19 protein-coding genes and 4 tRNA genes are annotated in these 26462 nt (G+C 58.4%); 13 read left to right on the forward strand and 10 right to left on the reverse strand.

What is annotated here, in order from left to right; all coding sequences use genetic code 11:
* The 4 genes from QP503_RS04190 to QP503_RS04205 all read right to left on the reverse strand — a co-directional run.
* Positions 1–2391 (reverse strand): YPDG domain-containing protein (locus QP503_RS04190; RefSeq protein ID WP_285101288.1); only part of this gene is annotated, 2391 nt, incomplete at its 3' end.
* 604 nt (positions 2392–2995) lie between these two features.
* The gene (locus tag QP503_RS04195; protein ID WP_502929450.1) at positions 2996–4213 is read right to left on the reverse strand and encodes an NUDIX hydrolase; all 1218 of its coding nucleotides are present in this window, start codon (positions 4211–4213) and stop codon (positions 2996–2998) included.
* Positions 4214–4399: 186 nt separating this feature from the next.
* Complete coding sequence (locus tag QP503_RS04200) at positions 4400–6796, reverse strand: RNA degradosome polyphosphate kinase (RefSeq protein WP_285068027.1); 2397 nt, start codon at positions 6794–6796, stop codon at positions 4400–4402.
* A gap of 166 nt (positions 6797–6962) precedes the next feature.
* Positions 6963–7595, reverse strand: coding sequence for a hypothetical protein (locus QP503_RS04205; RefSeq protein WP_285068028.1), 633 nt, complete (start codon positions 7593–7595; stop codon positions 6963–6965).
* A gap of 79 nt (positions 7596–7674) precedes the next feature.
* On the opposite strand from QP503_RS04205, the gene QP503_RS04210 reads away from it, so the two are divergent.
* Positions 7675–7749 (forward strand) — tRNA-Lys (locus QP503_RS04210).
* A 389-nt stretch (positions 7750–8138) separates the two neighbouring features.
* Here QP503_RS04210 and QP503_RS04215 read toward each other — a convergent pair.
* The 3 genes from QP503_RS04215 to QP503_RS04225 form a co-directional block, all read right to left on the reverse strand.
* Positions 8139–9011 (reverse strand): EamA family transporter, encoded by an 873-nt coding sequence (locus QP503_RS04215; protein ID WP_285068029.1) that lies wholly within the window; start codon positions 9009–9011, stop codon positions 8139–8141.
* Between the two features lie 6 nt (positions 9012–9017).
* Positions 9018–9437 carry a peptide-methionine (R)-S-oxide reductase MsrB gene (msrB, locus tag QP503_RS04220; RefSeq protein ID WP_103633163.1) on the reverse strand — a complete coding sequence of 140 codons (420 nt, stop codon included), beginning with the start codon at positions 9435–9437 and terminating at the stop codon, positions 9018–9020.
* 109 nt (positions 9438–9546) lie between these two features.
* Positions 9547–11532 (reverse strand): mechanosensitive ion channel family protein, encoded by a 1986-nt coding sequence (locus QP503_RS04225; RefSeq protein ID WP_285068030.1) that lies wholly within the window; start codon positions 11530–11532, stop codon positions 9547–9549.
* Between the two features lie 222 nt (positions 11533–11754).
* On the opposite strand from QP503_RS04225, the gene QP503_RS04230 reads away from it, so the two are divergent.
* The 7 genes from QP503_RS04230 (at position 11755) to QP503_RS04260 (ending at position 15204) form a co-directional block, all read left to right on the forward strand.
* Positions 11755–11827 (forward strand) — tRNA-Glu (locus tag QP503_RS04230).
* Between the two features lie 60 nt (positions 11828–11887).
* A tRNA-Asp gene (locus QP503_RS04235) sits at positions 11888–11961 on the forward strand.
* Positions 11962–11988: 27 nt separating this feature from the next.
* A tRNA-Phe gene (locus QP503_RS04240) sits at positions 11989–12064 on the forward strand.
* Positions 12065–12278: 214 nt separating this feature from the next.
* Complete coding sequence (locus tag QP503_RS04245; protein WP_285101290.1) at positions 12279–13895, forward strand: P-loop NTPase family protein; 1617 nt, start codon at positions 12279–12281, stop codon at positions 13893–13895.
* 113 nt (positions 13896–14008) lie between these two features.
* Positions 14009–14437 carry a phage holin family protein gene (locus QP503_RS04250; protein WP_006680715.1) on the forward strand — a complete coding sequence of 143 codons (429 nt, stop codon included), beginning with the start codon at positions 14009–14011 and terminating at the stop codon, positions 14435–14437.
* Positions 14434–14742: a DUF3618 domain-containing protein gene (locus QP503_RS04255; protein ID WP_285101292.1), complete on the forward strand. Its 309-nt coding sequence runs from the start codon at positions 14434–14436 to the stop codon at positions 14740–14742. Before QP503_RS04250 ends, QP503_RS04255 begins: the two co-directional genes overlap by 4 nt.
* Before the next feature lie 195 nt (positions 14743–14937).
* Entirely contained in the window at positions 14938–15204 is a 267-nt protein-coding gene (locus QP503_RS04260) for a DUF3073 domain-containing protein (protein ID WP_006680713.1), read from the forward strand.
* Between the two features lie 292 nt (positions 15205–15496).
* Here the strand turns inward: QP503_RS04260 and purM are convergent, their stop codons facing one another.
* Together purM and purF are read right to left on the reverse strand one after the other, a co-directional pair.
* Positions 15497–16687 (reverse strand): phosphoribosylformylglycinamidine cyclo-ligase, encoded by a 1191-nt coding sequence (purM, locus tag QP503_RS04265; protein WP_006680712.1) that lies wholly within the window; start codon positions 16685–16687, stop codon positions 15497–15499.
* A 91-nt stretch (positions 16688–16778) separates the two neighbouring features.
* On the reverse strand, positions 16779–18383 hold the full coding sequence (gene purF / locus QP503_RS04270; protein ID WP_179370320.1) for an amidophosphoribosyltransferase: 1605 nt from the start codon (positions 18381–18383) through the stop codon (positions 16779–16781).
* Positions 18384–18634: 251 nt separating this feature from the next.
* Here purF and QP503_RS04275 point away from each other — a divergent pair, with 251 nt between their 5' ends.
* The 4 genes from QP503_RS04275 to QP503_RS04290 all read left to right on the forward strand — a co-directional run bounded on the left by QP503_RS04275 (position 18635) and on the right by QP503_RS04290 (position 24593).
* A complete protein-coding gene (locus QP503_RS04275) occupies positions 18635–21097 on the forward strand; it encodes a (Fe-S)-binding protein (protein WP_285101294.1) in 2463 nt (820 codons plus the stop codon).
* 226 nt (positions 21098–21323) lie between these two features.
* Positions 21324–22370, forward strand: coding sequence for an efflux RND transporter periplasmic adaptor subunit (locus QP503_RS04280; protein ID WP_285084180.1), 1047 nt, complete (start codon positions 21324–21326; stop codon positions 22368–22370).
* A 1-nt stretch (position 22371) separates the two neighbouring features.
* Positions 22372–23163 (forward strand): ABC transporter ATP-binding protein, encoded by a 792-nt coding sequence (locus QP503_RS04285; protein WP_006680708.1) that lies wholly within the window; start codon positions 22372–22374, stop codon positions 23161–23163.
* Positions 23160–24593: an ABC transporter permease gene (locus tag QP503_RS04290; protein ID WP_006680707.1), complete on the forward strand. Its 1434-nt coding sequence runs from the start codon at positions 23160–23162 to the stop codon at positions 24591–24593. The genes QP503_RS04285 and QP503_RS04290 overlap by 4 nt, the downstream gene beginning before the upstream one ends.
* A 172-nt stretch (positions 24594–24765) precedes the next feature.
* Here QP503_RS04290 and QP503_RS04295 read toward each other — a convergent pair whose 3' ends face one another.
* Positions 24766–25830 carry an HhH-GPD family protein gene (locus QP503_RS04295; protein WP_285101296.1) on the reverse strand — a complete coding sequence of 355 codons (1065 nt, stop codon included), beginning with the start codon at positions 25828–25830 and terminating at the stop codon, positions 24766–24768.
* A 45-nt stretch (positions 25831–25875) separates the two neighbouring features.
* On the opposite strand from QP503_RS04295, the gene dcd reads away from it, so the two are divergent.
* Complete coding sequence (dcd, locus tag QP503_RS04300; protein ID WP_285101297.1) at positions 25876–26457, forward strand: dCTP deaminase; 582 nt, start codon at positions 25876–25878, stop codon at positions 26455–26457.
* Positions 26458–26462 lie beyond the last annotated feature (5 nt).

Raw genomic sequence — 26462 nt, forward strand, 5'->3', positions numbered from 1 at the left:
GCTGCCATCCTTATACGTCACCGTAACAGGAACATCAAACGCTTCGATCGTGTCCTTATTCAACTTCGACTTATCCGCGAACTCAACAGTGATCACACCAGTCTTCGGATCAATCGCCACCGTGTAACCCTCAGGAATGTCAAAGCCGTCAGTAATAGCGAACTTCGCATCCTCAGGAACATCTACACTCTTACCACCCTGATCAGTAAACGACGGAGCAGACTCAGTCTTCTTACCAGGAACAACCAACTTACCCTCATACGCAGGCTCGACAGTTGCTGCGGTGGTGTTCGCTACCTTGAATGGGGCATCGGCACGGGCAACAATGCGGCCCTGGGTCTTCGGCTGGCCGTCGTCACCCTTCACCGGATCGCCGTTCTCGTCAAGAACCGGGACCCGCAGGTCCTCGTTGCGCATCACAACTGGGAACTTGAACGTCTTACCAACCTGGTCAGCGTTCGGAGTGAAGGTCACAACGCCAGTCGCGGAATCAACCGAAACCTGATCCTTAGTGACGCCCTCTGGCAGTGTGCCAAGTTCGAACTTTGCCTTTTCAGGCTTAGTTTCTTTGGCGTCGGTATCCGGGTTGTCGAACTTTGGCTCGGAAGAAGTAGCCTCTCCAGACTTCGCCTGGACCTCGTCGTACGCGAGGTAGTAATTAGCCACAGCGAAAGCATCCAAAGCCAGCACCAAGTCATTCGCTGGATCTAGATCGCCATGAGTAAGCTTCAGGCGAGCAGTGAACGTATCACCAGTTTGGGCATTCGCAGGAACTTTGAGGGGACAGCTTGGGATCTTGGTTGCGGCATCAGCTTTAGCGGTCTTACAGGTCTTGACGACTTCGCCGTTCTTGTCTACCCACTGGATGTAGTAGTAGCTCAGATCCTGAGTGATCGGCAGGCCGGAGGTATCAGTCTGAACCGTATCGCCGACCGTCGCCCAGTTATCGGTGGTGTTCTTATCCACTACATCGAACTTCAAGGCTTGCGGCGCAAGCGCGATGTTCCAACCCGTGTACCCATCAGTGGTTTCTCCAATTAGCGCGCCGTCGCCACCGAAGAGCTGTGCGTTACCACCAGCGTTCAAATCAGCGCCGAAGCCCGGGCCTGCCCATTGGCCAAGAGACCAAGGATACAGCACACCGGTATTGTCAGGAAGCGGCTTCCCATCAGTATTAAGAACGCTGAGGTAGCTCCAGTGCATATTGACGTGCTTGGATCCAAGGTTGCCGTTAGCCCAAGAACCTTCTTCCCACGAACCAGCCAGCTTGTGCAATTTTGCAGCCGGCGGGTTAATGCCACCACCCGTACCAGTGTGGTTGTTACCGTAGATACCCTTCCAGAACAGCTGGAACTTACCATCAGCGCCAGTAGTGGTGGTGACCGTCTCGGCAATCCAACCTTCTGGATCCGCAGCTACCTGCTCATTAATCCAGCGCTGCAGGCCTTCTTCGTCAGCAGGAGTCCAACCTTTCCCACGCAGAGTCTTACCCGCAAAGTTATCCTTCGCGTACTCTTCAATCTTGGTCACGGCCTGATCGTTTAGGTAAGAGCCAACCACTTTCAAACCAGCAGCAGGGACGTCCTTGCCTCCAAAGGCACTCACAACGTTGTGGCTTAACGCGCCCTGCAACACATCAAGGTTCCAAAATGCCCGACCAGCATAGTTACCGCTGTTACCGGACTTTCCAACACTCTCTGCCCACTTGTTTTCCGGAAGGTGCTGCGGCAGTTTGTCCTTCTGTGCGTACTGGATGGTCACACCCGATACTTTGTTGCCACCCCACGGACCGTCACCCTGGGTGGTGGGAGTGGTCTCTGCGCCAATGCCAGGGAAGATACCAGCCGCCGGCTGATGTACCAGACGATACTTATCCGCCAAGCCATCTGGTAGCTCCGTCCACATACGGATCTTCTCACGGAGCTGATCACGCTGACCTACCGTAGGACCAACAGAGGCATCCGCAACGAACGTGCGGGGCACGCCGGCAGCATCAATGTACGGTCCCATCTTGATGGTGAAATTACCGTTAGCGTCGCTCTCGGTGTAGTACACCGGGGATGAATGCTCCGTGTTGACACCCTCATACCACTGGGCGTATACCTTCACACCCCCCATTGGCTTACCGGCATCCTGAACGTTATTGAAACCAACGGCCGCCTTCACAATCTCTTTGACAGAGCCAGAGATCGTGCCCGTTTCACTCGCCTTACCAGGAGAATAGATAGCCTTATCGCCGCCAGCTTTCGGAGCAGGATCTTGCGCACTAGCAGCCGGAACGAGCGGAGATCCAGGCATCACCGCAGGGGCAAAGGTGCCCACCATAGCCAAAGAGAAAGCAACAGCTAAAATCGCCGTACCACGACGACGGATTGCGTTTTGCTTCATCATACTGTCAAATCTTCCTTCCGAGAAGATATTTTGGGCGTAGTGAGAACCTGAAGGTTCGCTACCTGAACACCCGCATCTGTTGATGGTGGAGTTAGCCATGCCGACCTCACGACCGGCAAGAATCGCATAGAGCAACTATCAGTGCTATAGCAACCCTTAATAATGGCAACCAAGTAGGACTAAACTCCTGCCTGGAGGTTACGACATTTTTCTTGTAACCGCAACCCCCCTATATGAAACAGGTTTTGGCACTTTTCCTAATAATGGCAAGGCTCCCCCCCCCCAAAAAAACCGAAACTAGTTTTGAGAAGCCCCTCACTACTTGCTGGACTAGCCTCTAAAAGTTGGATTGGTTTAATTCTCGGCGGTTAGGGCTTCAAGGGTCTGAATTCCGATATTGCATCGGAGTGAGGCCCGTGAGTCACTCGTGGATACGTTCGGTGTTGTATCACTGGATGCACTCATGTATTGCTTGGTTGAATTCTGTGACGGTGTGGGCAACGATTGAGCGGTCAAACAGATCCATCACCGGTGACAGATACACCTTGTGGCCCGCAACCCTGCACTCGGTGACATCGCTTGCAAAGATGGTATTTGGCCGGCCCTAGAGTCCCAGAAGATCCTTCGTACGCGTACCATGCGTCTCGATAGCATCCACCTCAGGACGACCCGACGCATGCGAAATATGCACAACCAGCATCTGCGCGGTTGTCAGCCACGGACTCTCGGAAGGCAACAAACGCAACAAAGTCGAAGGGGTGACCGCACGGATCGGATCCAACAGCGCCGGAATCGTCGGCCGATGCGCGCACACAACAACCGCGTTCATCTGGCGCACACACTGCGCAACAACCGCCGAAGCCGACGCGGGATCAGTCGCAACCGCAGCTTCCGTGAGCTCGTCGCGAACCTCAACCTGCCCCCCGCCGACGCTCGCCCACGGGCCAAGCGTCTGCTGACAACGAATCCACGACGACGATACGGCATGCTCAATCCCAAACGCACTGAGGACATCAACCAAGCCCATCGCCTGTCGCACGCCCAAGCGCGTCAACGGGCGCGTTGCCTCATCACCCGCCCACTGAGTGCGCGACACCGCCTTCGCATGGCGAACGAGACCCAGCGTGACGGTAACAAGCCTGCCTTCTTCCGCTCGCGCGACGAGCTCTTGGAGCAGTCGCCGGTCACCTCGGCGGGTGAGCATCTGCTCGGCTTGACCGGGTGACACCCAGCGGGTCTCATCAATTTCGCTGGCCGGAGCTGGCTTCACGGGAGTGCGAACGCGGGAAATAGCAGAGGGCCTCGACAGTTGCGCAGGCGAAACGACCGGCTGTTTGCCCGTGGGTTCGGGCATGCGCGTAGGCGCAGGAGCCAGTTTTGGAGCCTGACCCTTCTTGCGGTTCGCGAAAATAGCCGGAGAAATACGAACTTTCGCCGGTGTAGACACTGACGCAGGAATCGGCGTAGCAGTCGCCGTAGGCGCAATCGTTGACGTTCCCAGACCGGTGCGACGCTCATCGTCGGCCAGCGTGCCCACCCAGTAGCGAACTTCCTTCGTCTGCCCGGAGCCAAGCCGGTAGCGCTGAGTTGTCAGCGGAGCACCCAAAATAACGGAGGCGCCAGTTTCTTCTTCGACCTCGCGGATGGCGGCGCAGATGATCGGTTCGTTCGCTTCCGATTTACCTTTCGGCCACGACCAGTCCTTGTAACGAGGACGGTGAACCATGAGGACTTCAATGTCCTCGGGCACAATCACCTGTCCGGGAACGCCCCGACGCTCGGGATCAACGAAACGCCACACTAAAGCTCCCGCAGCGCGCACAAGGCGCGTCGGGACTGGAGCCGGGCGAATCGAACGAGACACCCCCTTAGCCTACCGGCACGGCGCCCCACCCGCTGAATCAACGGAGATCACACAGCAGTTGCGGCCCGCCAAGCGACCACGCCGAGTTGCTGACTCAACTTCAGAGCGCGATCCCCGTCGAGCGAACCCGCGCCACCCCTTGCGTTACCGCCCGATCACGCGCGACGAGGCCGCCTCCATCAGCTCAACTTGCAGATCAACAAGGGGCGAGCCGTCTTTGTTCACCTGATGACGCTTCCAGTTTCCACTCTTCTTCAGCGCCCACGATGAGGTCTTCGATGAAACGCCACGCCTAATCAAGTTTGCGAGATACTCAACCTGGTCGGGGTCGCTCATGCGAACCAATGCTTCAACGCGACGATCCAGGTTGCGGTGCATCAGATCGGCAGAGCCAATCCACACTTCTTCCTCACCGGGCACCCCGAACGCGTAAATACGCGAGTGCTCCAGGTAGCGACCAAGGATCGAGCGGACGCGTATGTTTTCAGACAAGCCGGGAACTCCGGCGCGGATCGCGCAGATGCCTCGAACTTGAACGTCGACTTTTACTCCGGCCTGTGAAGCGCGATAGAGGGCGTCAATCACGGCCTCGTCGACCACGGAATTCACCTTGATACCAATCCACGCTTCGCCACCAGCCTTCTTGCGCGCGATCTGGGCGTTGATGCGTTCAATGAGCCCATCGCGAATCGACAGCGGGGCAACCAGCAGTCGGTGGAACGTCGAACGAGGCGCATACCCGGACAATTGGTTGAATAGGCGGGTCAGGTCCTGAGCGACCTCACGATCGCAGGTAAGCAGGCCAAGGTCCTCATAGCCACGCGCGGTCTTTGGATGGTAGTTACCTGTGCCCACGTGGCAGTAGCGACGCAAACCGTCGGCTTCTTGGCGGACGACCAAGGAGAGCTTGCAGTGCGTTTTCAAGCCGACCATGCCGTACACGACATGGACGCCGGCACGCTCCAGTTTTCGCGCCCAGCCGATATTCGCTTCCTCGTCGAAACGGGCTTTGATCTCGACAATTGCAACGACCTGCTTGCCGGATTGCGCTGCTTCAATCATCGCCGATACGATCGGCGAATCACCGCTGGTGCGATACAGCGTCTGCTTCATTGCCAGCACGTTCGGATCACGGGCAGCCTGCGTGATGAACGCCTGCACCGACGTCGCAAACGAATCATAAGGATGATGTAGCAAAACATCATGCGAGCGGATCTGAGCGAAAATATCACCCGCACGTGCCGATTCGAACTCCGCCAAGCCAGCGGCGGTCACCGGCACGTACTTCGCGTACTTCAAGTCCGTTAGATCCAGATCATGCAATTCGTTGCAGAGCGTCAAGTCCAGCGGAGCCGGAACGCTGACCACGTCAGCCGGCGAAATCTCAAGCTTTTCGATCAGGAAGTCACGGACGAACGATGAAATCGTATCCTCAACTTCAAGGCGTACAACCGGACCAAACTTACGGCGCAGAAGCTCTTCCTCCATCGCCGTCAGCAGATTTTCAGCATCGTCTTCTTCGACCTCAAGATCTTCGTTACGCGTCACTCGGAACCCGTGAGCTTCAACGATTTCAACACCGGGGAACAGGTGCTCAAGGTGCGCGCGCACCACGTCTTCGAGCGTGATGAACGTCGTGCCTTCATCAGTCGCCACATACGATTCCGCAGGTCCACCCCCGATCACAGAATCCACGTTGATCAGGCGCGGAAGCGACTGGGGAACCTTCACGCGCGCGAAGTGCAGTTTGCCTGTCAGCGGATTGCGGACAACAACCGCGAGGTTCAAAGACAGGCCGGAAATGTAAGGGAACGGGTGTGACGGGTCAACCGCCAACGGGGTCAGAACAGGGAAAATCTGACGACGGAAGTAGCGGGTGAGTTGAGCACGCTGATCTTCAGACACATCATCCCATCGAGCCAAACGAATCCCCTGCTCAGCAAGTGCCGGCAGAATATCGTCCTGGAATGCACGCGCCTGACGCGCAGTCAACTCCTGCGTACGCGCCTGAATTCCCTCAAGCACCTGACGCGGTTCCAACTCAGACGCGCCCTTCTTCGCGATCCCCGCGGCGATGCGACGCTTCAAACCGGCAACGCGCACCATGTAGAACTCGTCCAAGTTCGACGAGAAAATCGCAGTAAACCAGGCGCGTTCTAGCAGTGGCAACGTTGGATCTTCCGACTGTTCCAAGACACGCTGGTTAAACGCCATCCACGAGATCTCACGATCCGCGAAACGCCCCTTCGGCAGTGGCTTGTCCTCTCCGATTGGCGCAGACATATCAACGTCAGTCATCAAAGCGGGGAGCAAAATACGAGGCGTGGCCACATCGTCGTCATACTCAGAATCCTCATGTTCAACGCCCACAAGCCCGCCAGCCTGCGACGGAGGCACAAACATCTCTGTTGCCCGAGCGGTCTGAACACCATTGGTCACCTGAGTCGTGTCCGCGTTCTGCGCATCATCGCGCTCGTCGGGCATGACCGGTCCCGGCCACGAGTCGTCGGGAGCAGAGAATGTGGGTTCGTCGTTCGACATGGGGGCCTCTTCACGCATCGTTGCTTTATGCGCGTTGGCGCATTGAACTACCTTCTATGGTGTCATTGAGCGGGCGTTTTCGCACGCCAAAAGGGCTTCAACACACCAAAGAATCACAACGTGCGGGCATTGTGCTCTTGCAGTTCCCTCGTACCCCGCCGACTCGCTATTCGAGCGCACCAACATGCGCCTCACGCGCACTGACGGACAGCTCTTCCGCCGTCTTCAAAAGCGCCTTCGCACGCGTCGAAACCGGGTAGGCCAACGGATCATGCGGATCCGTGATCCACGAACCGCCACCACCGAAACCAGCAGCCAGCACTCGCATCGCATTCGACGCGTCCGTGATGACCTCTTCCAGATCATCGTCCGTCAGCTCGCCGGTCAGCAGTCGTGCGACATCCGCCATCACGTCCGCCAACTCCGGCAAGTTCAGAGGGTGTTCCAGTCCCGGAACAATATCGGCGTGCGCCCCGTCCACATATCGCTCATCAACGAGGCCGGGCTCGCGTTCATACCACTCGAGTAGAAGATAGAGTCGCCACAAAGCACCCGGCAGAGTGAACTCCGGGCTACGCGACCAGAGGTGTGCCACCTGGTCCACGCCCAGGTTCCGGACAAGAGCCCGAAGACGAAGCGTGGCCTCGCGGTCAAAATCCTCATCGCCCACGCCCATCAGCGCCCACGCACTCGAATGCGCTAAGCCGGAACTTGCCGCCGTGTTCTCGTCGCCAACGATTGACTCCGCCTTCGTTGGCGTCAACATGGCGGGGCGACGCGGTGGACACGATTTAACCATCAGAAGAATCCTTATTACAATAGAGATAGATCTTTACGATCTTGGGCGGTTCACGCGCTTTGGCGCGACCGAAACCGCTGGGCCTATAGCTCAATGGTAGAGCAGCGGACTTTTAATCCGTGGGTTGGGGGTTCGAGTCCCCCTGGGCCTACCACCACTTGCTTCGTCGGCTTTTCAAATACCATTTCACCTGCATGGTTGCAGATCAGTGTGCGCACCTCCCCTCCGCATAGCTCACCCCTTAGCCTTCCACATTGGGGTCTACCAAGATTCTTCGAATCCGACCCTTCGTCGGTTTCTCCGCATTCTCCTCATAGAGATGACTCGTCGCATCAAGGGGCGCAGAAATGCCATGGCGACGGCACTCCAATTGCCTGACGCCAACTCGCTCATCGGACTTCGGGCGTAGCTGGGCGCGCCCTGCGACACACTGGTTCAAAGAAGAAAAATCCCCCGCCAAAATTCGGATCCAAGCCCATCACAAAGCAACCCGCGTGCACGTCAGCCAGAACCGGGAACCGTAAGTCCGGCCAGAACTACGCTTCAGCGTTGGAAGCGCGGGGAGGACGCAATCCAGACTGCAATGGAAATCAGCACGAGTCCACCCAGCTCACCCAGCGTTGGGAGCTGACGGAGCATCACCGCACCCACAATCGTCGACGTTGCCGGAAGCAACGCCGTAAACAGGGCAAAGGTTGCTGCGCTGACACGCGACATCGCCAAAGCTTCTAAACTGAACGGAATTACCGTCGACAGCACACCCACCACGACGAGCGCCCCGAACAAGTGCGCAGACGTAAAACCTCCGACGCCACCGGGAGCCAACACAACCGAACTGAACAGCGCACTCCAACCGAGCGACGCTGCCAGATTCGATACCGCCGACCGTTTCGACGCAAGCTTCTGACCGACCATGATGTAGCCAGCCCACGCAGTCGCCGCCAACAGAATCCAGACAATACCAGCCTTCACGCCGGGCGCATCAAGGTCCAACCCAAGCCCAGAGATCGACACAACCCCAGCAAACGCAAGGAGGGCGGCGATGCGTGGCGCTGGGCCTCGTCCCCTAAAAATCGCAACCAGAACGGGGCCCAAGAATTCCAACGACACGGCCGCACCAAGCGGGAGGCGAGCGATGGCTTCGTAGAAGGTGGAGTTCATCGAAATGATGAACACACCGAAAACCATGGACGTCACAAGATCTTTGCGACTCCACTTTTCACGCCACGGGCGACGCCACGCGAGCAGGATGCTCGCGGCGACTAAAACTCGCCACCATGCGACCGAAGCAGGCGACATCTGTGCAAACAGGCCGATTGCAATAGCTGCGCCAACGTACTGGATCAGCGCCGAACCGACGATGAAAAACTGAGCGGGAACCCTGTCCAGCCCCGACTGTGAAGGAAGCGATGGCACCGCGCATCATCCGCCCGCGGGCAGGAAAGTGAGCGCTGCAGAGTTCATGCAGTAGCGGTTGCCCGTCGGCTGATTCGGCGCATCCGGGAACACGTGACCGAGGTGCGAACCGCAGTTCGAGCAACGAACCTCGGTACGGACCATGCCGTGCGAGCGGTCTTCAATCTCGGTCGTCGACGCGTCTTTCGCCTGATAGAAGCTCGGCCAACCGCAGTGCGATTCGAACTTGGTGCTCGCATCGAACAGCTGGGCACCACACGCCGCGCAGTGATACGCGCCGTCACGAGTTTCCCCCAGCAACTCTCCCGTGAAGGGGCGTTCGGTCCCCGCCTCGCGTAGCACGTGGTATTGCATCGGCGTCAAGATACGCTTCCACTGCGCATCGGTCATGTTCGCTGCATCGTTCAAGCTTGGAAAATCAGTCATACACCTATTGTCGCCCTTGAGGGACGAGGTCGCGATTCGCGATTAACCTTCGGACTTACCTTCACGCGGGTAAGTTACCTTCACGCGGGTAGATGACACCCAGAGCGAATCAGAGGTGCTGGATCTTCGTTTCCGTCAGATCTTCGTCATGACCGTCGCCAGATTCTTCGCCATCACACACGATGGCCGGGAAGGATCCGGTGGCGTTCATTGCTTCTTGCTCGCGTGTTTCCTGTTCGCGCTCGCGACGTTGACGCGTCGCTTCACGTTCCGCGAGCGCGTCTTCACCCGGGCCGGCGAAGATCGCGGATCGTTCTTCAGCGTCAGGTGAACCGGAGAACAAGCGTTCGCCCTTGCCACTGGTTGTCAGGGTCATTGTTATGGCGTCCGGTTCTTTACTCTGCGAAGAAGTCTTTTCGCTCTGCTCGCTCTGCGAAGACGAGGTGGCTTGCTCTAAGGCGCTAGCCGACCCATTTTTTTCGCTGAGCTCGTGGGCGCCGATAGCCCCCGTGGCCGTTACGCCCTGCGTTCCAGACACTGGCGATGAAGATTCTTCGGTACCCGGTTGAACACCCTTCGCAACAGCTTCGAGTACCTTCTGTAGCGTCCCGCGAGTCATCACCTGGGTCGACGAATCGTCGCTCGGAGAGGCCTCTCCGCGATCGCCCGCTTCAGCCAAGTCGCGTATACGATCCGCCATTGCACGTCGACGCGCACGCTTTGCTTTACGGCGTGCCGCGACCATACGAGCAGCGTGCTCCGCATCGATGCCTGCATCCTCACCTTCAAGGGCGTGACGCGCATCATCGATCGCCGTACTACCAGACTCGTGACCCAGCGGAACCGAGGTGTCTCCGGCGATCGAGCGCAATTCAGCAGCGAACGCTGCAACCTGCGCGCGAGAGGTGTCATGCGCAACCGGTGTTCCCTGGTAGGTCTGAACGCGCGTCGACGGCCGAGTCCACGGTTCTTCGGCGACAATCCATTCGATCAAGCGTTCTCGCAAGTGGCAACGCAGATCCCACAGGTTTCCAGAGTTCGCGGCGGACACCAGAATTCGGATCGTGACCGTCGAGGTATCGGATGCCGTCATCTGAACGTTCCACGTACGCCCGTCCCACAGATCCGTCGAGGTCAGGATCTGCTCCACCTTCTGGCGAATCAGCGCCATCGGAGCAGACCAGTCCAGCTGGACTTCGACCGTTCCCAGCTGAGCGGCAGCCCGTCGTGTCCAGTTCTCGAAGGTTGTTGAGGTGAAGTAGGTCGAAGGAATAATCAGGCGTCGCTCATCCCACACTCGGACAACCACGTACGAGAGCGTGATTTCTTCAATCGCACCCGACTCTCCCTTCGCGTTCGCTACAACAACGTCGCCTACGCGGATCGCGTCCGTGAAAGCAAGCTGAATTCCAGCGAATACGTTGCCTAAGGTTTGTTGCGCGGCAAGACCTGCGATCACGGAGATCAAACCTGCGGATGCAAGTAGGGTTCCCATCGCCTGGCGCGCGGCCGCGAACGTCCCCAGAATGACGCAGATACCGACAATCACAACGAGAACCTGCGTCAAACGTCGTAGCACCTGGGCTTGGGTTGCAAAGCGCCTCGAACGCCCTTGATCCGCACGGTTACGCAGACGCGCCGCGTCTTCAAAAACCCACGCTGCCGAATACAGAATCCACGTCATCGCAACAATCGCCAGTATCAGCAGACCGTGAAGGGCGCTGGAGACTAGGGCCCCGTTCGACCATTTTGTCAGATCTGCTTCTTGCAGGCGCCAATTCAGTCCAATCCACGCGCCCCAGACCATCGCTGTGACATACAGGGGTGTGTGAACGCGCTTCACCAGCGCGGCTCCCACAGGCCAACGACGGAAGGTTCGACCGACAAGTGCGGAAACAAACGCGGCAACGACGAAACCGATCACCGCTGCCACTGCTGCGCTGAGCAGCAGTGAAGCAATATCAATGGCATTGCTCACCGCGACTTCCGCAACGCCCGACTGGGTGCCATCAGATTGCGCATCAGCTTCCGTGGCTATATACGAGGCCCCCCAGAGGGTCAGCATGTGCGAAGAAAACAGAGTCGGCAAAGTCATAGTCCAAGCCTAGGGGGTGATTCTTCAGATTGCTGAAGACGCACGGGCTTAGACGCGGACACCGAAAGCCTCAAATCGGAGAGAAACAATATGGAGTTTTCAGCGAATTTTAGCCATTTTTATTAACTGTGAGTCGGTTCACCATGATTCCGTTTTGCATTCCACCCCATTTTACACATATGCTTTTCCTCGTCTTCGGACGCCACTGTGGTGGCCGAAAAGGCCCCCATCGTCTAGCGGCCTAGGACACCGCCCTTTCACGGCGGCGACACGGGTTCAAATCCCGTTGGGGGTACTCTCTGACGGCACTCGTGCTGAACAGTGAAAATAACTCAATAGGTCTTACCTGTTGTAAGGCCCCGTAGCGCAGTTGGTTAGCGCGCCGCCCTGTCACGGCGGAGGTCGCGGGTTCAAGTCCCGTCGGGGTCGCCGACCAGACCTGCCGGTCCGGTTACTGGCTCTGTAGCTCAGTTGGTAGAGCGTTCGACTGAAAATCGAAAGGTCACCGGATCGACGCCGGTCGGAGCCACCAGATCCCCCGAAAGTTCACAAACTTTCGGGGTTTTTGTTTATCCCGAGCCCCGCTCCCGTTTTCATATTCACGAGGTCACTGGTTGCGTTTCCTTCATGCATCGCAGGAAATGAGGGCTATTCGCGTCTTCGGGCTCGTACGCGCCTCCCACTATAGGGGTCATGCTGATCCAACACACGCACGGCAACGTGCCTCAATCTGAGACAATGCTGATATGACAAAGGACATCGACGTACACGGTCGCAAACCTTGGTTCAAGAGCGCTAAGTCTCATCATGCGCCAGGGCCAGGCGAAACTGTGACCGTCTTCTTGCGTGACGTGACGACGAAGTCTGATCAGGGGATTCGTCTGCTCAACGGTGTTTCTTTGGGGTTCCGTTCGGCTTCACTGACCGCGATTTATGATCCGACGGGTAAGCGTGCGCGGGCTCTTTTTGATGTGATTGCGTCGTTTTCCCAGCCTGATTCTGGGGCCGTTTTTGTGCGTAGCCGACACGCGAATCGGCCTGGTCGTAGCGCCTCGGTTGCTCTGATTACCGCGTCTTCGCCGTTGAACCTGTCGTTGACTGTCCGCCAGAACCTTGTGGCTCCTCTTGCTCTGACCGGGGTGAGCGCGCGGGCGTCGACGTTCCATTCGATTACTCAGATTCTGGGGTTGAAGGATCTGTTGGATACGCCGACGTCTTCGTTGAAGAAAATTGACCTGTATGCCCTTCTTCTGGCGCAGGCTGCTATCGCTGGTGGCGACATTATTCTGGCGGATGACCCGACGTTCCTTCCGGCTCCGCTCAGGCTTGAGGCGATCGACTTGTTGAGCCGTCTCACGCAGTTCGATGCGACCGTCATCTGTGCGACGGCTGATGCGCAGGTCGCGGCCTCGTGCAAACGTGCTGTACTGCTGGCCAACTCGGTGTTGAGCGCGGACCTTATTCACCCGACGCTTCAGGCGATTAAGCAGGCTCAGAGCGAGGATGTTGATAACCCCGCAACCTACTTAGGTCCGATTCCTTCGGCTCTACCTGCGACTTCAGTTTCGGCAACGTCGGCTTCTCCGTCAGTTTCGTCTTCTCTGCCCATTTCACTTTCTGGGGACGAGGCCGGGGCTTCCACTCTGGATCAGGATTCTTCATCGCAGACCCAGGACAGCGAACCGCTAGCTGATGGTGATCATGATGTACAGATTGCGATTCAGTGGAGGCCTTTGACGGAACACGCCACCGAAGAGGCTCAGACGAACACGAGCGATGATTCTGCGGAGCTGAGCGAAGACGTTGAGCCTGAGGATTCGAATACTGTTTCTGATGAACTTCCCGATTCGGAAGAACTGGAGCTCGAGGAGGAAACAGATGACGCAGACGCCACCGATTCTGACGAGCCCGCTGCGGAACCGCGATACTCCGGTTTCACGAGGCTGACACCTTTCACCAGCGAGGTTGTTCGGACTCCTTCGCACGCTGAAGAAGCCGGCGATCTGGAGATTACTCCCGAAGATGATTCAACGGATGTCGATGTGTCTGTACCCCTCAACGAAAGCGAGGATGCGCCGGAGGAAAACGACACTCCGATAGCAGACGAAGATGCCGACTCAACGCATCCGGTCGATCTGCCCCGCCGGGATGAAGAACCCGATCCGATCACTCAAGCGATTCGTTTGCTCGCATCGCCGAACGGCCGAGAAGCCCTTGCCGAAGCCGCACATTCACATGCTGGCCAAGCCTCGTATCCATCGAACGGAACGGGACATAACGCACCCACGCCCCAACAGGCAGAAGTCATCGACAAAGCGCGCAAGATCTTGGACGAGCTCCCCGGTTCGGTGATCCCGGAATAGGCTCCGATCTGCGCGGTCACCACATACGACTGCAGGGGCGCGCAGAACGTGAGAAACTGGAGTAAAGCGCGGAACCTACCGCAAGAAACGAACTCAGGAAGCGAGCGTCACCGATGACAACTCCGCTCGAACCGATCGAGGAACCCAAGGCAGCAAAAGCTCGCCCCGCATCGATGGGGGAACTGTTTGCGACCCTGTCCTCGCAGATTACGACGCTGGTCAACGGCGAAATCGAGCTGAACAAGCTCAAAGCTAAGAACTTTGTGAAGAGGATCGGCATCGGTGGCGTCCTGCTTGCGGTTGCAGCCGTTTTTGCGCTCTACCTGCTCGGATGGGTGTTCCACACCGTCGAGATCGCTATCGCAATCGCTCTTCCCGCGTGGGCCGCCTCGCTCATCACCACCGGCATTCTGCTCCTGATCGTGCTGATTTTGGCGCTTGTTGGCGCCTCGTTCTTGAAGAAGTCGCAGGCAGACAAGCCGGATCCGAAGGAACACATCACCCGTGACATCAACGCGCTGAAGAAAGGCTTGGGCAAGTGAGCGACATCAAGGAAACCAGCGAGCGCACCGAAGCTCAGATTCTCGCCGACTTGGCGACTACGCGCGCCGAAATGACGGCCACCGTCGATGAGCTCTTCGGTCGTGTTCAGCCGTCGTACATCATGGATCAGACGAAGGAAACCGCGAAGGCAAAGTTCGCCAACTTCCAGACTCAGGCTCAGATCACCGTTCAGGATGCCAAGGACGGCGAACCCGAGGCCCTGAAGAAGGTCGGTATCGCGGCGGCCGGAGCGGCCACGGTTGTCGGTCTGATCGTTCTCAACATCATTCGTAAGAAGCACTAATTTTCAGATTCTTATTCGATTATTTCGTTGAAAAACCGGCTTTTTGCCGGCACCGCCGGGGAACCAAGCGCGCCCGTGGGTATGGATGCATGTGAGCATTGCGCCCGAATAACGCTATGATGTTCCCACGACACATTTTCATTAACCAGGGAACCGCTTCGCGCGGACCCGAACAACGCGGAGGGGGTCGACGCCATGGGGCGCGGCCGTCAAAAGGCCAAGCAGACGAAAGTCGCACGCAAGCTGAAGTATTTCAGTCCTGATACCGATCTCGACGCTTTGCAGCGCGAGCTCGCTTCCTCTGAGCACTCTCATTACGACGAGTACGACTACGAGGACGCAGAGGACAAGCAGGACGAAGAAGACGACCTCTACTCCAAATACGCGGATTTTGCCGACGCCGATGATGCGGAGGAATCTCCCGAGCTCGACGAGGACTTCTGGATCAACCCGTCCAAGTGACGCACCCGTATGCGTTCCGTTGAACTCACGGTGTCACGTAGTGCCACTACGGTGCATTGCCGACGCTGACTGAAGAGGTTTGTTGATGACTAGCTCATACGCTGGTCTTCGTGTACCCATTTCACGTGTGAATAGAAGAGTGCCGAAACCCAGGGTGGGGCTTCGGCACTCTTTGTATGAGGTGATGGGAGGGTGTATGGGGTGATGCGAAGCTTTCCAATAAAGGGCTTCCGACTTTCGATGAAGCGGGACCTTCTGGCCTTCCGATCGGATCACCTTCCGACGAAGTTTCTCAAGCGATTCGGTACTGGCCGTGCAGGCGAACAGCTCCCGCGTTCACGCCCTTCGTTCCAGAGATGATGCGAGCGTCAGTCAAGCCAGATCCGTCATCAGCGTTCTTTTCGGAACGAACGGTGCCGAGAACCCATGCATCAATGCCAGTAGCCTTAGTCGCAGCCATGACAGCGTCTGCGCTTTCAGCGCCAACAACACCAACCATGCCAACGCCTAGGTTGAGCGAGTCTTCCATGCCTTCCCAGCTGACGGATCCGCCGCGGCGCACCCAGTCGAAGACCGGCGGGACAACCCAGGATCCGCGATCGACGTCCGCAATTGATCCCTTGGGGAGGACACGGGAGAGGTTTGCTCCCAGTCCGCCACCGGTCACGTGGGACAGGGCGTGAATGCCGGTCAGGCCAGCACCCGCCACAGACTCCGCCGAAGAAGCGCCAGCTTCACCCAGCATTCCAACGCCGAACTGACCAATCAGATCAAGACACAACGTGGTGTACAGGCGCGTGGGCTCTAGGAGTTCTTCACCGAGCGTGCGACCGAATTCTTCAACGTGGGCATCCAGCGCGAGCCCGGTTCGCGCGACAACGGAACGCACCAGCGAGTATCCGTTGGAGTGCAGGCCGGATGATGCCATAGCGATCAACACGTCGCCGTCAGCAACGCGTTCTGGCCCAAGCAACATGTCAGCGTCAACAACGCCGGTTGCTGCGCCAGCGATATCGTAGTCGTCGGGTTCCATGACACCGGGGTGTTCCGCGGTTTCGCCACCGATCAGCGGGGTTCCGGTTGCTTCGCAGGCGCGAGCGATGCCGGTGACGATCGCTGCGATACGTTCGGGGACAACGTGTCCGCACGCGATGTAGTCGGTCATCAGCACGGGGCGTGCGCCGATCACGACGATATCGTCAACGACCATGCCAACCAGGTCCTGGCCGATGGTGTCGTGGATGTCCATGGCCTGCGCGATAGCAATCTTCGTACCAACGCCGTCCGTGGAGGTGGCGAGCAACGGCTTCTTCATGCCAAGCAACGCCGAAGCATCAACCATGCCCGCGAATCCACCGGTTGCGCCGAGGACGGTCGCATCGTGCGTACGTGACACGGCTTCCTTCATGAGTTCGACAGCGCGGTCTCCTGCCACGGTGTCGACGCCAGCTGACGCGTAGTCGAGGGGGGTGTTCTCGCTCATCGAAGCTCCCTTGGTGAGGTGCGGTGGTGGGGTGGTCGGTTGAGGATCATGGTGCATATCCGGCATCGCGTGGTCACGAGGCCGTATCCGGTTAGCAACTGATAGCCCCTGGAGTGCCGGGGATAGGTGTGCCTGCAGGGATTGTTTCGGGGTAGTCGCCGGTGAAGCAGCCAAGACAGAGGCCGGTTCCCTGGCGAGTCGCGCGAACCATGCCCGGCATCGACAGGTATGCCAGCGAATCGGCGCCAATAGAAGCACAAACCTCGTCAACGTTCATCGCCGAGGCGATCAGTTCCGCGCGGGTCGGGAAGTCGATACCGAAGAAACATGGCCACTGGACCGGCGGTGATGAAATTCTGACGTGTACTTCGGATGCGCCAGCCTCGCGCAACATGCGAACCAGGGCCCGCTGAGTATTTCCGCGGACGATGGAGTCGTCGATGACGATCAGCCGCTTCCCCCCGATAACCTCGCGCAACGGGTTGAGTTTCAGGCGAATACCCAACTGGCGTAGTGACTGAGTCGGTTGAATGAAGGTTCGGCCAACGTAGGCGTTCTTCACGAGGCCCTGCGCGAAGGGAATACATGACGCCTCTGCATAGCCGATGGCGGCCGGAGTGCCCGATTCAGGCGTGGGGATCACCAGATCGGCTTCGACACCTGACTCTTCGGCGAGGATCGCGCCCATCTCACGGCGCGCCGCCACAATCTGACGATCACCGATGACGGTGTCAGGGCGGGCAAGGTACACGTATTCAAAGACGCAGGTGTTGGAGCGTTTAACCGCGAAGTGGCGTGAGTGAACACCGCTTTGGTCGATTGCGATGAGCTCGCCGGGTTCAATTTCGCGGACGAACGTGGCACCGCACAGGTCAAGGGCGGAGGTTTCGGAAGCCAAGACCCAGCCGGAGTACAGGCGACCCAGTACTAGCGGTCGATATCCGTGGGGGTCGCGCGCAGCGTAGAGCGTGTTCTCGTCCATGAAGACCAGCGAGAACGCACCCTTCAAGCGTGGAAGGACCTTCAGGGCCGCCGGGATGAGAGACGAATAGCCTTCTGTTGTCCCCTGTGCCGGCACCTCGCTAGACGAGGAAGCAGAACCGGCCTCTAAGGTCGACGACTGCGCAAAAGAAGCAGAATCGCCCTGGTCCATGGAGGACGCAAGGGCGAGCGCTGGAGGAATAAACGGCACAGGTCCAGGGATACGATCTGCCAGTCCAAGAAGGGCCGTGACGATGGATGTGTCCGTGGTTGCACCATGTTCAATGTCGTCACCTTCGTCGGCGATTTTCTTCGCCAGCTCACGCAGTTCGGTCGTGTTCGTCAGGTTGCCGTTGTGGCAGAGAGCGACCGTTCCGTTTGGCGTGGGACCGAGCGTGGGCTGGGCGTTACGCCACGTATCCGCCCCCGTAGTCGCGTAGCGGACATGTCCGATGGCGACGTGGCCGGTCAGGCCTTGAAGGGTTTGTTCCGTGAACACCTGGTTCACCAAGCCTTGGTCTTTGTAGACCAGAATCTGAGAGCCGTTCGAGGTTGCGATACCGGCGGACTGCTGTCCTCGGTGTTGCAGAGCATATAGCGAGAAGTAGGTGAGTCGCGAAACGTCCTCACCGGGCGCCCACACGCCGAAGACACCACAGTGGTCGTGCGGTCGGTCGTCTTCGAAGATCTCTTGGTCGGATAGGGGCTTGTCCATGTTCACCGAGTCTGTGATCACGGCTTCACCTTCTCACAGATTGACGTGCGCGTGCCACGAGCGTCCGGGTGAGGTGAGGAACTCATCCCATTCCTCTCCGGATCTTTCGCAACAGTGAGCGCGCGAAAAATGCGAATGAGGAGCGGAGCATATTGAGTCGAAACCGCGCGTTTGCACCCCACAACGCCATGTGCAGACAGTGGGTGCGACAATGAAAGCAGTTGATTCCTATCCGTTCGGAGATCATTTCGATGGCATCTTCTGCTCTGAGTGTTGTGTGCTGGGTGTTTTCCCTGCTGGTGACTCTGCTCGCCCTGCTGGCGTTCGGTCGCGGTATCGCACATATCTGGCGCCAGATCAACCAGGGCCAGCCTGATCCGGGGCGTCTGCGCCCGGTGGGCAAGCGCCTATGGTCGATGATTTCTACGATTTTGACTCACCGTGAGTTCAAGCATCGCCCGTGGGTGAAGGTCGCTCACTGGCTGGTGATGATCTCCTTCCCTCTGCTGTTCCTCACGCTTGTTGCCGGCTATGGGCAGTTGCGCGATCAGATGTATGCCCTGCCGCTGCTGGGGCATTTTGCGCCGTGGGAGTGGCTGACAGAGGTCCTCGCCTGGGGTGGTCTGCTGGGCATCATCTACCTGATGATCGTGCGCAAGCGCGCTGGCCACGGCAGTGTCGCTGAGGCAGCCGTGTCGAATGATGATCAGGCTTCCCTGACGGGTGACGACGCGCCACTGTCCTGCCCGCACCCGCGCGACGGTTCACCGCAAGGGTTGGCGTCGCGTTTCCTCGGGTCGACGAAATGGCAGGCGCTGTTCGTCGAGTGGGTCGTTCTGATTGTGTGCGTGTGCATCATCGGTTTACGAGGCCTCGAATACGGCCTGATGTTCGAACAAAAAGTGGGTCAGGAATGGCCGTTGCCTCTGATTGTTCACTTCCCGCTAACCGGGTGGATCGGCGCGCTTGCTTTGAAGGCTGGGCTTGGCTCAACCGGTCTTGCAAACGCGATCGCCGTAGTTGCGACCGTCAAGATCATGACGTCGATGCTCTGGATGATGGTGGTCGGCGTGCAGACGTCGATGGGCGTTGCATGGCACCGTTTCGTTGCGATCGTCAACCTGTATGCGCGTCGCAACGATGACGGCACAAAGTCGCTTGGTCCCGCCGATCACATGCTGATCAACGGCGTGCCGGTGATCAGCGAAGAACAGTTCGAAGACCTTCCCGAGGACACCGTTCTGGGTACGGGCAGTGCCACCGACCTGTCGTGGAAGGCACGCCTTGACCTGTATGCCTGCACGGAATGTGGTCGTTGCCAGGAACTCTGCCCCGCGTGGAATACGGGCAAGCCCCTCTCCCCCAAGCTTTTGATCATGTCGATGCGCGACCACATGGAGTCAGCGTCAAATAAAGAGATCGTCTCTCAGGAACTTGTTGACGGTAACGTCCCCGGTGACCGCACTGTTGCCGACGTGATTGAGCACGGCGATCTGATGCTGGATAAGGGCGTTGAGCCTTCCCCGCATTCCTTCGATGTCCTGCAGATGCTTTCCGCGTCCGGGGCAACTGGTCCTGAGGGTGTCACTGACGTCGCCGGACCACTGGTTCCCGGCGTTGTCAGCGAGGAAGTCCTCTGGGATTGCACGATGTGTGGCGCCTGCGTCGAACAATGCCCCGTCGACATTGAGCACATCGACCACATTCTTGACCTGCGTCGCCACCAAGTGCTGATGGAAGCCGCGTTCCCACGCGAACTGGGACGCGCATTCCGTGGCATGGAATCAAAGGCCAACCCTTACAACCAGCCGGCACGAAAGCGTTTGGATTGGGCGAAGAACCTAGAGTTCGACGTGCCCGTGATCGGCGAAGATATCAAGAGCGCTGAAGAGGTTGACTACCTGTTCTGGGTGGGGTGCGCGGGCGCTTTCGACGATAAGGCAAAGCAGACCAGTGCTGCCGTGGCAGAGCTATTGCACACTGCCGGCGTTTCCTTCGCTGTCCTCGGTTCGGGTGAGTCGTGCACGGGTGATGCTGCGCGCCGTGCCGGCAATGAGGTTCTCTTCCAGATGCTCGCCGCACAGGCGATTGAGACTCTGAATGAGGCGAAGGCTCAGAAGATCGTTGTCTCGTGCGCTCACTGCTTCAACACGATTGCTGGCGAGTACCCCGAGCTCGGTGGTCACTTCGATGTCATCCACCACACCCAGTTGCTGAACCGCCTAGTGCGCGAAGGTCTGTTGAAGCCGGTTGCTCCAGGCTCTCCGTCTGATACCGACCAAGCGGGTCGCCCCCTGCACGTCACCTATCACGATGCCTGCTACCTGGGTCGCCATAACCGCGTTTACGAGCCACCGCGCGAACTGGTCGCTTCCATCCCAGGTGTTGAGGTTGTTGAGATGCCTCGTAACCGCGACCGCGCCATGTGCTGCGGTGCCGGTGGCGCGCACGCCTGGTTCGAAGAATCACGAGGCACCCGCATTAGTGATGCTCGCATTGTCGAGGCAGCATCAACAGGCGCTGACGTGGTCGCCACTGCGTGCCCGTTCTGTTCGCAGATGCTGGGGTCTGCGTCCGGTTCCTCGGCGGGCTTCTTGTCCGCCTCTGGCCAGGGCGCACCTGCTGACGGCGCCACGTTGACGGAAGCCACTTCCCTGCCCGAGGTGAAAGACGTGGCGGTCATGTTGCTCGAAGCCGTGAAGCGCGGTCAGTAGGGTCGTTATTCTCTTCCGTTCTGCCGAGCCAAGACTGTATTTGACTGGGTATTTTCACCTTTCTTTGCGCCCAAACTCGCAATTTTTCGACAGTCTCAAACCAGAATTCACACAACCCTGACTAACCCTGAGTCACCCCTGATTTGTCAGTGTCCTCATTCCCCCACGACACGGGGCACTGATACCGTTGGGAACCATCAACGTTGATGAGCGTCTAGGAGTATTCGTGTCCTCTTCCACGTCCCCGCGTTTTCAAAAGATCATCGCCCTGATTAAGACAGGCGTATGGATCATCATCGCGATCAGCCTCGTGAAATTCGCATTCTTTCCTTCCACTGGGGCGGACCAAAGCGATCAGCCCCTTGATCCAAGCGCGAATTACGGGCAGATGACGGTCACCCCGACGAAAGCGGACATCACGAACACCGTCTCGGTCAACGGCAACATCGAAAACGATCCCTCCACCGTTGTTAAAGCAACCGGGGCTGGCGAGGTCAACTACATCGCCGTCAGTGACGGCACATACGTCGAAGCAGGAGCCATGATCCTGCAGATACGTGGTCAAAACGAAAGCAACCCGAATACCGACGATACAGACGATCAACAGACGCCGACCTACACGTACACGGACATCACTGCCCCCGCCAGTGGCACCCTGCATCTCAGCGCCCTACTCGGCCAGCGGTTCGACATCGGCGACCAACTGGGAACCATCGCCCCCTCCACCTATTCCGCTGTGGCAACTCTGAACGCCGACCAGCTGTACCGCATTCAAGAAACACCCTCCGAAGCAACCGTGACCATCACTAATGGGCCCGCACCTTTCACCTGCTCGGGACTCAAGATCGTCACGCCTGACACGACGCAGAAGAACACGAATCAACAGGGAGAGACCCAGCAGAACAGCGGTATCCAAGCACGTTGCGCAATCCCAGCAGATCAGAAGGTCTTCCCCGGCCTCGGCTTGAAAATGGACATTGTCGCGGGCTCCGCAACCGACGTCCTCACACTCCCCATCAGCGCTGTTGAAGGCCGTTTCCAAAGCGGATTTGTCTACATCCCCGCCAGTGATGGAGCCGGCAAGCCCGAAAAGAAGCCTGTCACCTTGGGTCTGACTAACGGTGAAATCGTCGAGATCAAAGAAGGTCTGACGGAATCCGACTCGGTGCTCGAATTCATTCCCACCGCCAGCTCAGACACAACACGGGGCAGTGAATCCGGTGTAGATGGAGCCACTCCCCTGACGGCCACCACTGAAAGCTCGGCGGGCTGACATGAGCCTGATCGAACTCGCCCAGGTCACCCGGACGGTTCAACTACCCGACGGGTCCGACCTGAGAATCCTGCGTGGCATCGACCTGAACGTCGATCCCGGCGACCACATTTCCATCGTGGGTCGCTCCGGCACCGGCAAATCGACGATGCTCAACATCATTGGTCTTCTGGACCTGCCGACTGACGGAACGTACACGATCAACGACATTGACGTGACGCGCCTGGGCGAAGGGAAGCGCTCTGCCCTGCGCGGTTCAACCTTCGGCTTCGTGTTCCAGCAGTTCAACATTTTCAACGCGCGCACGGCACGTGAAAACGTTGAAGTCCCATTGCTCTACGCAACTGGACAAGCATTTTGGAGGCGTCGCACACTTGCCGCTTCCATGCTCGACCGCGTGGGGCTCGGCGATCGCCTCGACTCCTACCCCTCCCAAATGTCCGGTGGTGAACAGCAGCGCATCGCCATCGCACGTGCCCTGGTCCACCAGCCAAGAGTCATCCTCGCCGACGAGCCCACCGGCGCACTCGACCCCGAAACCGGCGCGCTGGTCATGGAACTCCTTGAAACCGTCGCCAGAGAAAACAACGCCGCCCTCATCGTCATCACCCACGATTTCGCGGTCGCCTCGCGCGCAAAGAGAATCTTCCAGCTCGCCGACGGTACCCTGCACGCAATCGACTCCCACGATCTTTCCGCCACCCGTCCTTCAATCGACGAGGCCGACCCCACCCAACTGGTCACCTCCCCCTCAACCGGTGGTCGAAACGAAGAGGAGGAGACTCAGGAATGAATACCCTCAACCAGATCATCGGCGCCCTCGTAGAAGCATGGGGCGAAGTCAAAGTACAAAAAACCCGAGTCATCCTCTCCCTCGTCGGCGTCGTAGCGGCCGTCGCAGCCATGTCCTCAGTTATCGCCATTGGCGACATGTTGGTTCAGGTCAATAAAGAAATGGAGGAAGCCTACTCAGGCCGATCCATTACTCTGCACGTCAGCGCATCAGAAACCAGTTCAGACACCGGTGAGACAGGCGCGGCCTCGTCGACCGAAAGCGAAACTGGCACCACAACAAACGCCGAAGGAATGCCAACTATCGACAGCGACTCAGCAACCCAAGGCACAACGAGCAGCGACGGAAGCAACGCGCTCGCCGCGCTCACCGGCGTCATTCACGACCCCATGGGTGACGCCATGACAACCGTCGCTCAACGCCTGCACATCCCCTACTGGTCCAGGCTCGAAACAGGGAATATCACCTTCACTGAGATAGAACAGATCTCAAAAACCGGTTCATACCGAGGAGTCCCCACGACGCAGGACCTCACAACGATGGAAACGTCCACATCCGTGAAAGCCATCGACCCCGCGTACTCCACGCTATTCCGATTGACCCCAATCGTCGGCAGGTGGATCGATGCGGGCGACGCCAACCAGCGAGTCGTCCCCATCGTCATCAACTCCACGCTCTGGGAATACCTAGCTCACGCGAATATTGCAGACCCTATCGTCCTGCACGCCAACGATGCTTCCGCCACCCAATACCGCGTCGTCGGAGTCATCAAATCCAACTCGCAATGGGACAGCCCAACCGCCTACATCGACTACACCGCCTGGCAGTTCACCAAATCGCAGTCAGCCGCGCTCAGCGGACAATCCCCCACATCAAACGGTGTTGAAATGCTGGTCTGGACCGGAGCTGACCAGGCGGAACAAGCACGAGACCTGCTCCCCAAAGCACTCGCATCCGTACTCGGCAAAGGCTGGAAAGGCGACGTCTACGGCGGTGAATACTACGACGGCGGACAATCCAGCATGAATACGATCCGCACCGTCATCATGGTCATCGGTGGCATCGTCATCCTGCTAGGTGCACTCGGGCTACTGAACGTCGCGATCGTCACCGTACGCCAACGCATCCGAGAAATCGGCATCCGGCGAGCTATGGGAGCATCCGCTAAACGAGTCTTCTTCGCGGTCTTCATGGAGTCGGTTGTCGCTACCTTCGTCGCCGGCGTCATCGGTGTCGGAATTGCCATCATCGTGATCCGACTACTGCCACTTGACACGTTATTGGGCATCTACCTGCAGGAACGCCCACCATTCCCGATGAGCGCAGCCATCGACGGCATTGCCATCTCCACGGGAATCGGCGCTCTCTGCGGAATTATCCCTGCGCTCGCTGCCGTCAGAGTCAAACCAATCGACGCGATCCGGTACTGACAACCTGCTTGGCTAGCCTCCGACCAGTTGCTACCACTGCGCAGATAATCCCCGGAAGCTCAGACAATTGCTCTTAGTCCAGCCCACCGACGAAGCCGGTGGGCCGTCAGTAGCGAGCACAACTCGCCCCTGGGGACAACCTGCCTCCGTGGCAGTGTGCAAGCGGGGACAATCAGCGCGGAAGAGCCAGGCGATCCTCGCCGACGCGCACCAGCAGGCCATCGGCAAGCAAGCCTTCAATCACACGGGGAGCCTGGTCAGGGTCGCTACCCGGCAACGTCGCCACTTCTAACGCCGCAGAGTACGAAACTGTCGGGGCGGCCTCGTCGATTGGGGAAGGGACATTGCCGGTAGCTGACGAATCACCGGAAGCAACGGGAGAATCGGAACTGGCGGAAGAAGCTGATGAGTCCCCGGAAACGTGCAGGTCGCGCAACAGTTGCACCACTCGCCCGCGCGCCTGCCGGTCCGTGCCCGCCCAGGCCTGAGACTTTCTCTTGACCTCGACCATTGGACGCCCGGCAACGAACCATGCGCACTCGGCGACAAGCGGACACGTATCACACGCGGGATTCTTCGATGTACACGCGATCGCCCCGAACTCCATCAGCGCAAGGTTCCACGTCGCACACTCAGCGCCCGACGACGGTAGCAGGGAATCGGCGAGCTCCCTCTCGACGCGAGTCGGCGACGAAGATGCAGGTCGCTCAATCCCGCTGAAAATTCGCGCAATCACACGTCGAATATTCGTATCGAGCACCGCGCGACGCTCATGAAACTGGAACGACATCAGCGCAGATGCCGTGTACGGGCCGATGCCCGGCAGGCTACACAACGACTCAAAGTCGGCGGGAACCTGGCCACCTGGGCGCTTACTAATGGCGATCGCACACTCGCGAAGGCGCAGTGCGCGCGACGGATAGCCGAGCCTCCCCCACTCGACCAGAACCCGCGACGCAGGAGCAGCCGCGAGCGCAGCGGGCGTCGGCCACAGTTGCATCCACCGGCTCCAAATCGGTTGGACACGAGGCATGGGTGTTTGCTGGCTCATCACTTCGCCAACCAGAGTTCCCCACGGCGTCACGTCCTCGGCGCGCATAGGGAGTTCGCGCTTGTTTTTCTTCATCCAATTCACGAGGCCAGTCAGCACCTCGTTGCGTTTGGCCTGCCGAGTGGTCGAGGCCGAGCTTGCGGGCGCACTTTCACCACGAACAGCGCCAGAAGAGGAAGAGGACATGACCATCAGCCTAAACGGTCGCCGTGAATGTGAAACAATTGGGCCATGCTATTGAGCGATCGCGATATTAATGCCGGCCTTGATTCTGGGCGTATTCAGCTGGACCCGCTTGATCGGGACCTGATTCAGCCCGCAAGTATTGACGTGCGTTTGGACAGGTTGTTCCGTCTTTTCGACAACCACCGTTACGCCGTGATTGATCCGTCCGCTGATCAGACAGATCTGACGCATCAGGTTGATGTGGGGCCGGATCAGCCGTTCGTTCTGCACCCGGGCGAGTTCGTACTGGGAGCAACCTACGAACTGGTCACCTTGGGTGATGACATTGCAGCGCGTCTTGAAGGTAAGTCGTCGCTTGGTCGCTTGGGTCTGCTGACGCACTCGACCGCTGGCTTCATTGACCCCGGGTTCTCCGGCCACGTCACGCTGGAGCTTTCGAACACGGCGACCATGCCGATCCTGCTCTACCCGGGCATGAAGATTGGTCAGCTGTGCTTCTTCGATCTGTCATCTCCGGCGGAGCACCCCTACGGTTCATCCGGTTTGGGTTCGCACTACCAGGGTCAGCGTGGCCCGACTCCGTCGCGCACGCACCTGCGTTTCAACCGCACTCGAATCGAGCGCTGAACGAA

The sequence above is a fragment of the Pauljensenia sp. UMB0895 genome, from assembly GCF_030218905.1.
Lineage (GTDB): Bacteria > Actinomycetota > Actinomycetes > Actinomycetales > Actinomycetaceae > Pauljensenia > Pauljensenia turicensis_A.

Bases quoted from the DNA above. Each gene is read 5' to 3' on its own strand.
- QP503_RS04200 (WP_285068027.1), bottom strand. From the start codon at position 6,796: ATGTCGAACGACGAACCCACATTCTCTGCTCCCGACGACTCGTGGCCG.
- QP503_RS04205 (WP_285068028.1), bottom strand. From the start codon at position 7,595: ATGGTTAAATCGTGTCCACCGCGTCGCCCCGCCATGTTGACGCCAACG.
- msrB (WP_103633163.1), bottom strand. From the start codon at position 9,437: ATGACTGATTTTCCAAGCTTGAACGATGCAGCGAACATGACCGATGCG.
- QP503_RS04225 (WP_285068030.1), bottom strand. From the start codon at position 11,532: ATGACTTTGCCGACTCTGTTTTCTTCGCACATGCTGACCCTCTGGGGG.
- QP503_RS04245 (WP_285101290.1), top strand. From the start codon at position 12,279: ATGACAAAGGACATCGACGTACACGGTCGCAAACCTTGGTTCAAGAGC.
- QP503_RS04250 (WP_006680715.1), top strand. From the start codon at position 14,009: ATGACAACTCCGCTCGAACCGATCGAGGAACCCAAGGCAGCAAAAGCT.
- QP503_RS04260 (WP_006680713.1), top strand. From the start codon at position 14,938: ATGGGGCGCGGCCGTCAAAAGGCCAAGCAGACGAAAGTCGCACGCAAG.
- purM (WP_006680712.1), bottom strand. From the start codon at position 16,687: ATGAGCGAGAACACCCCCCTCGACTACGCGTCAGCTGGCGTCGACACC.
- purF (WP_179370320.1), bottom strand. From the start codon at position 18,383: ATGGACAAGCCCCTATCCGACCAAGAGATCTTCGAAGACGACCGACCG.
- QP503_RS04275 (WP_285101294.1), top strand. From the start codon at position 18,635: ATGGCATCTTCTGCTCTGAGTGTTGTGTGCTGGGTGTTTTCCCTGCTG.
- QP503_RS04285 (WP_006680708.1), top strand. From the start codon at position 22,372: ATGAGCCTGATCGAACTCGCCCAGGTCACCCGGACGGTTCAACTACCC.
- QP503_RS04290 (WP_006680707.1), top strand. From the start codon at position 23,160: ATGAATACCCTCAACCAGATCATCGGCGCCCTCGTAGAAGCATGGGGC.
- QP503_RS04295 (WP_285101296.1), bottom strand. From the start codon at position 25,830: ATGTCCTCTTCCTCTTCTGGCGCTGTTCGTGGTGAAAGTGCGCCCGCA.
- dcd (WP_285101297.1), top strand. From the start codon at position 25,876: ATGCTATTGAGCGATCGCGATATTAATGCCGGCCTTGATTCTGGGCGT.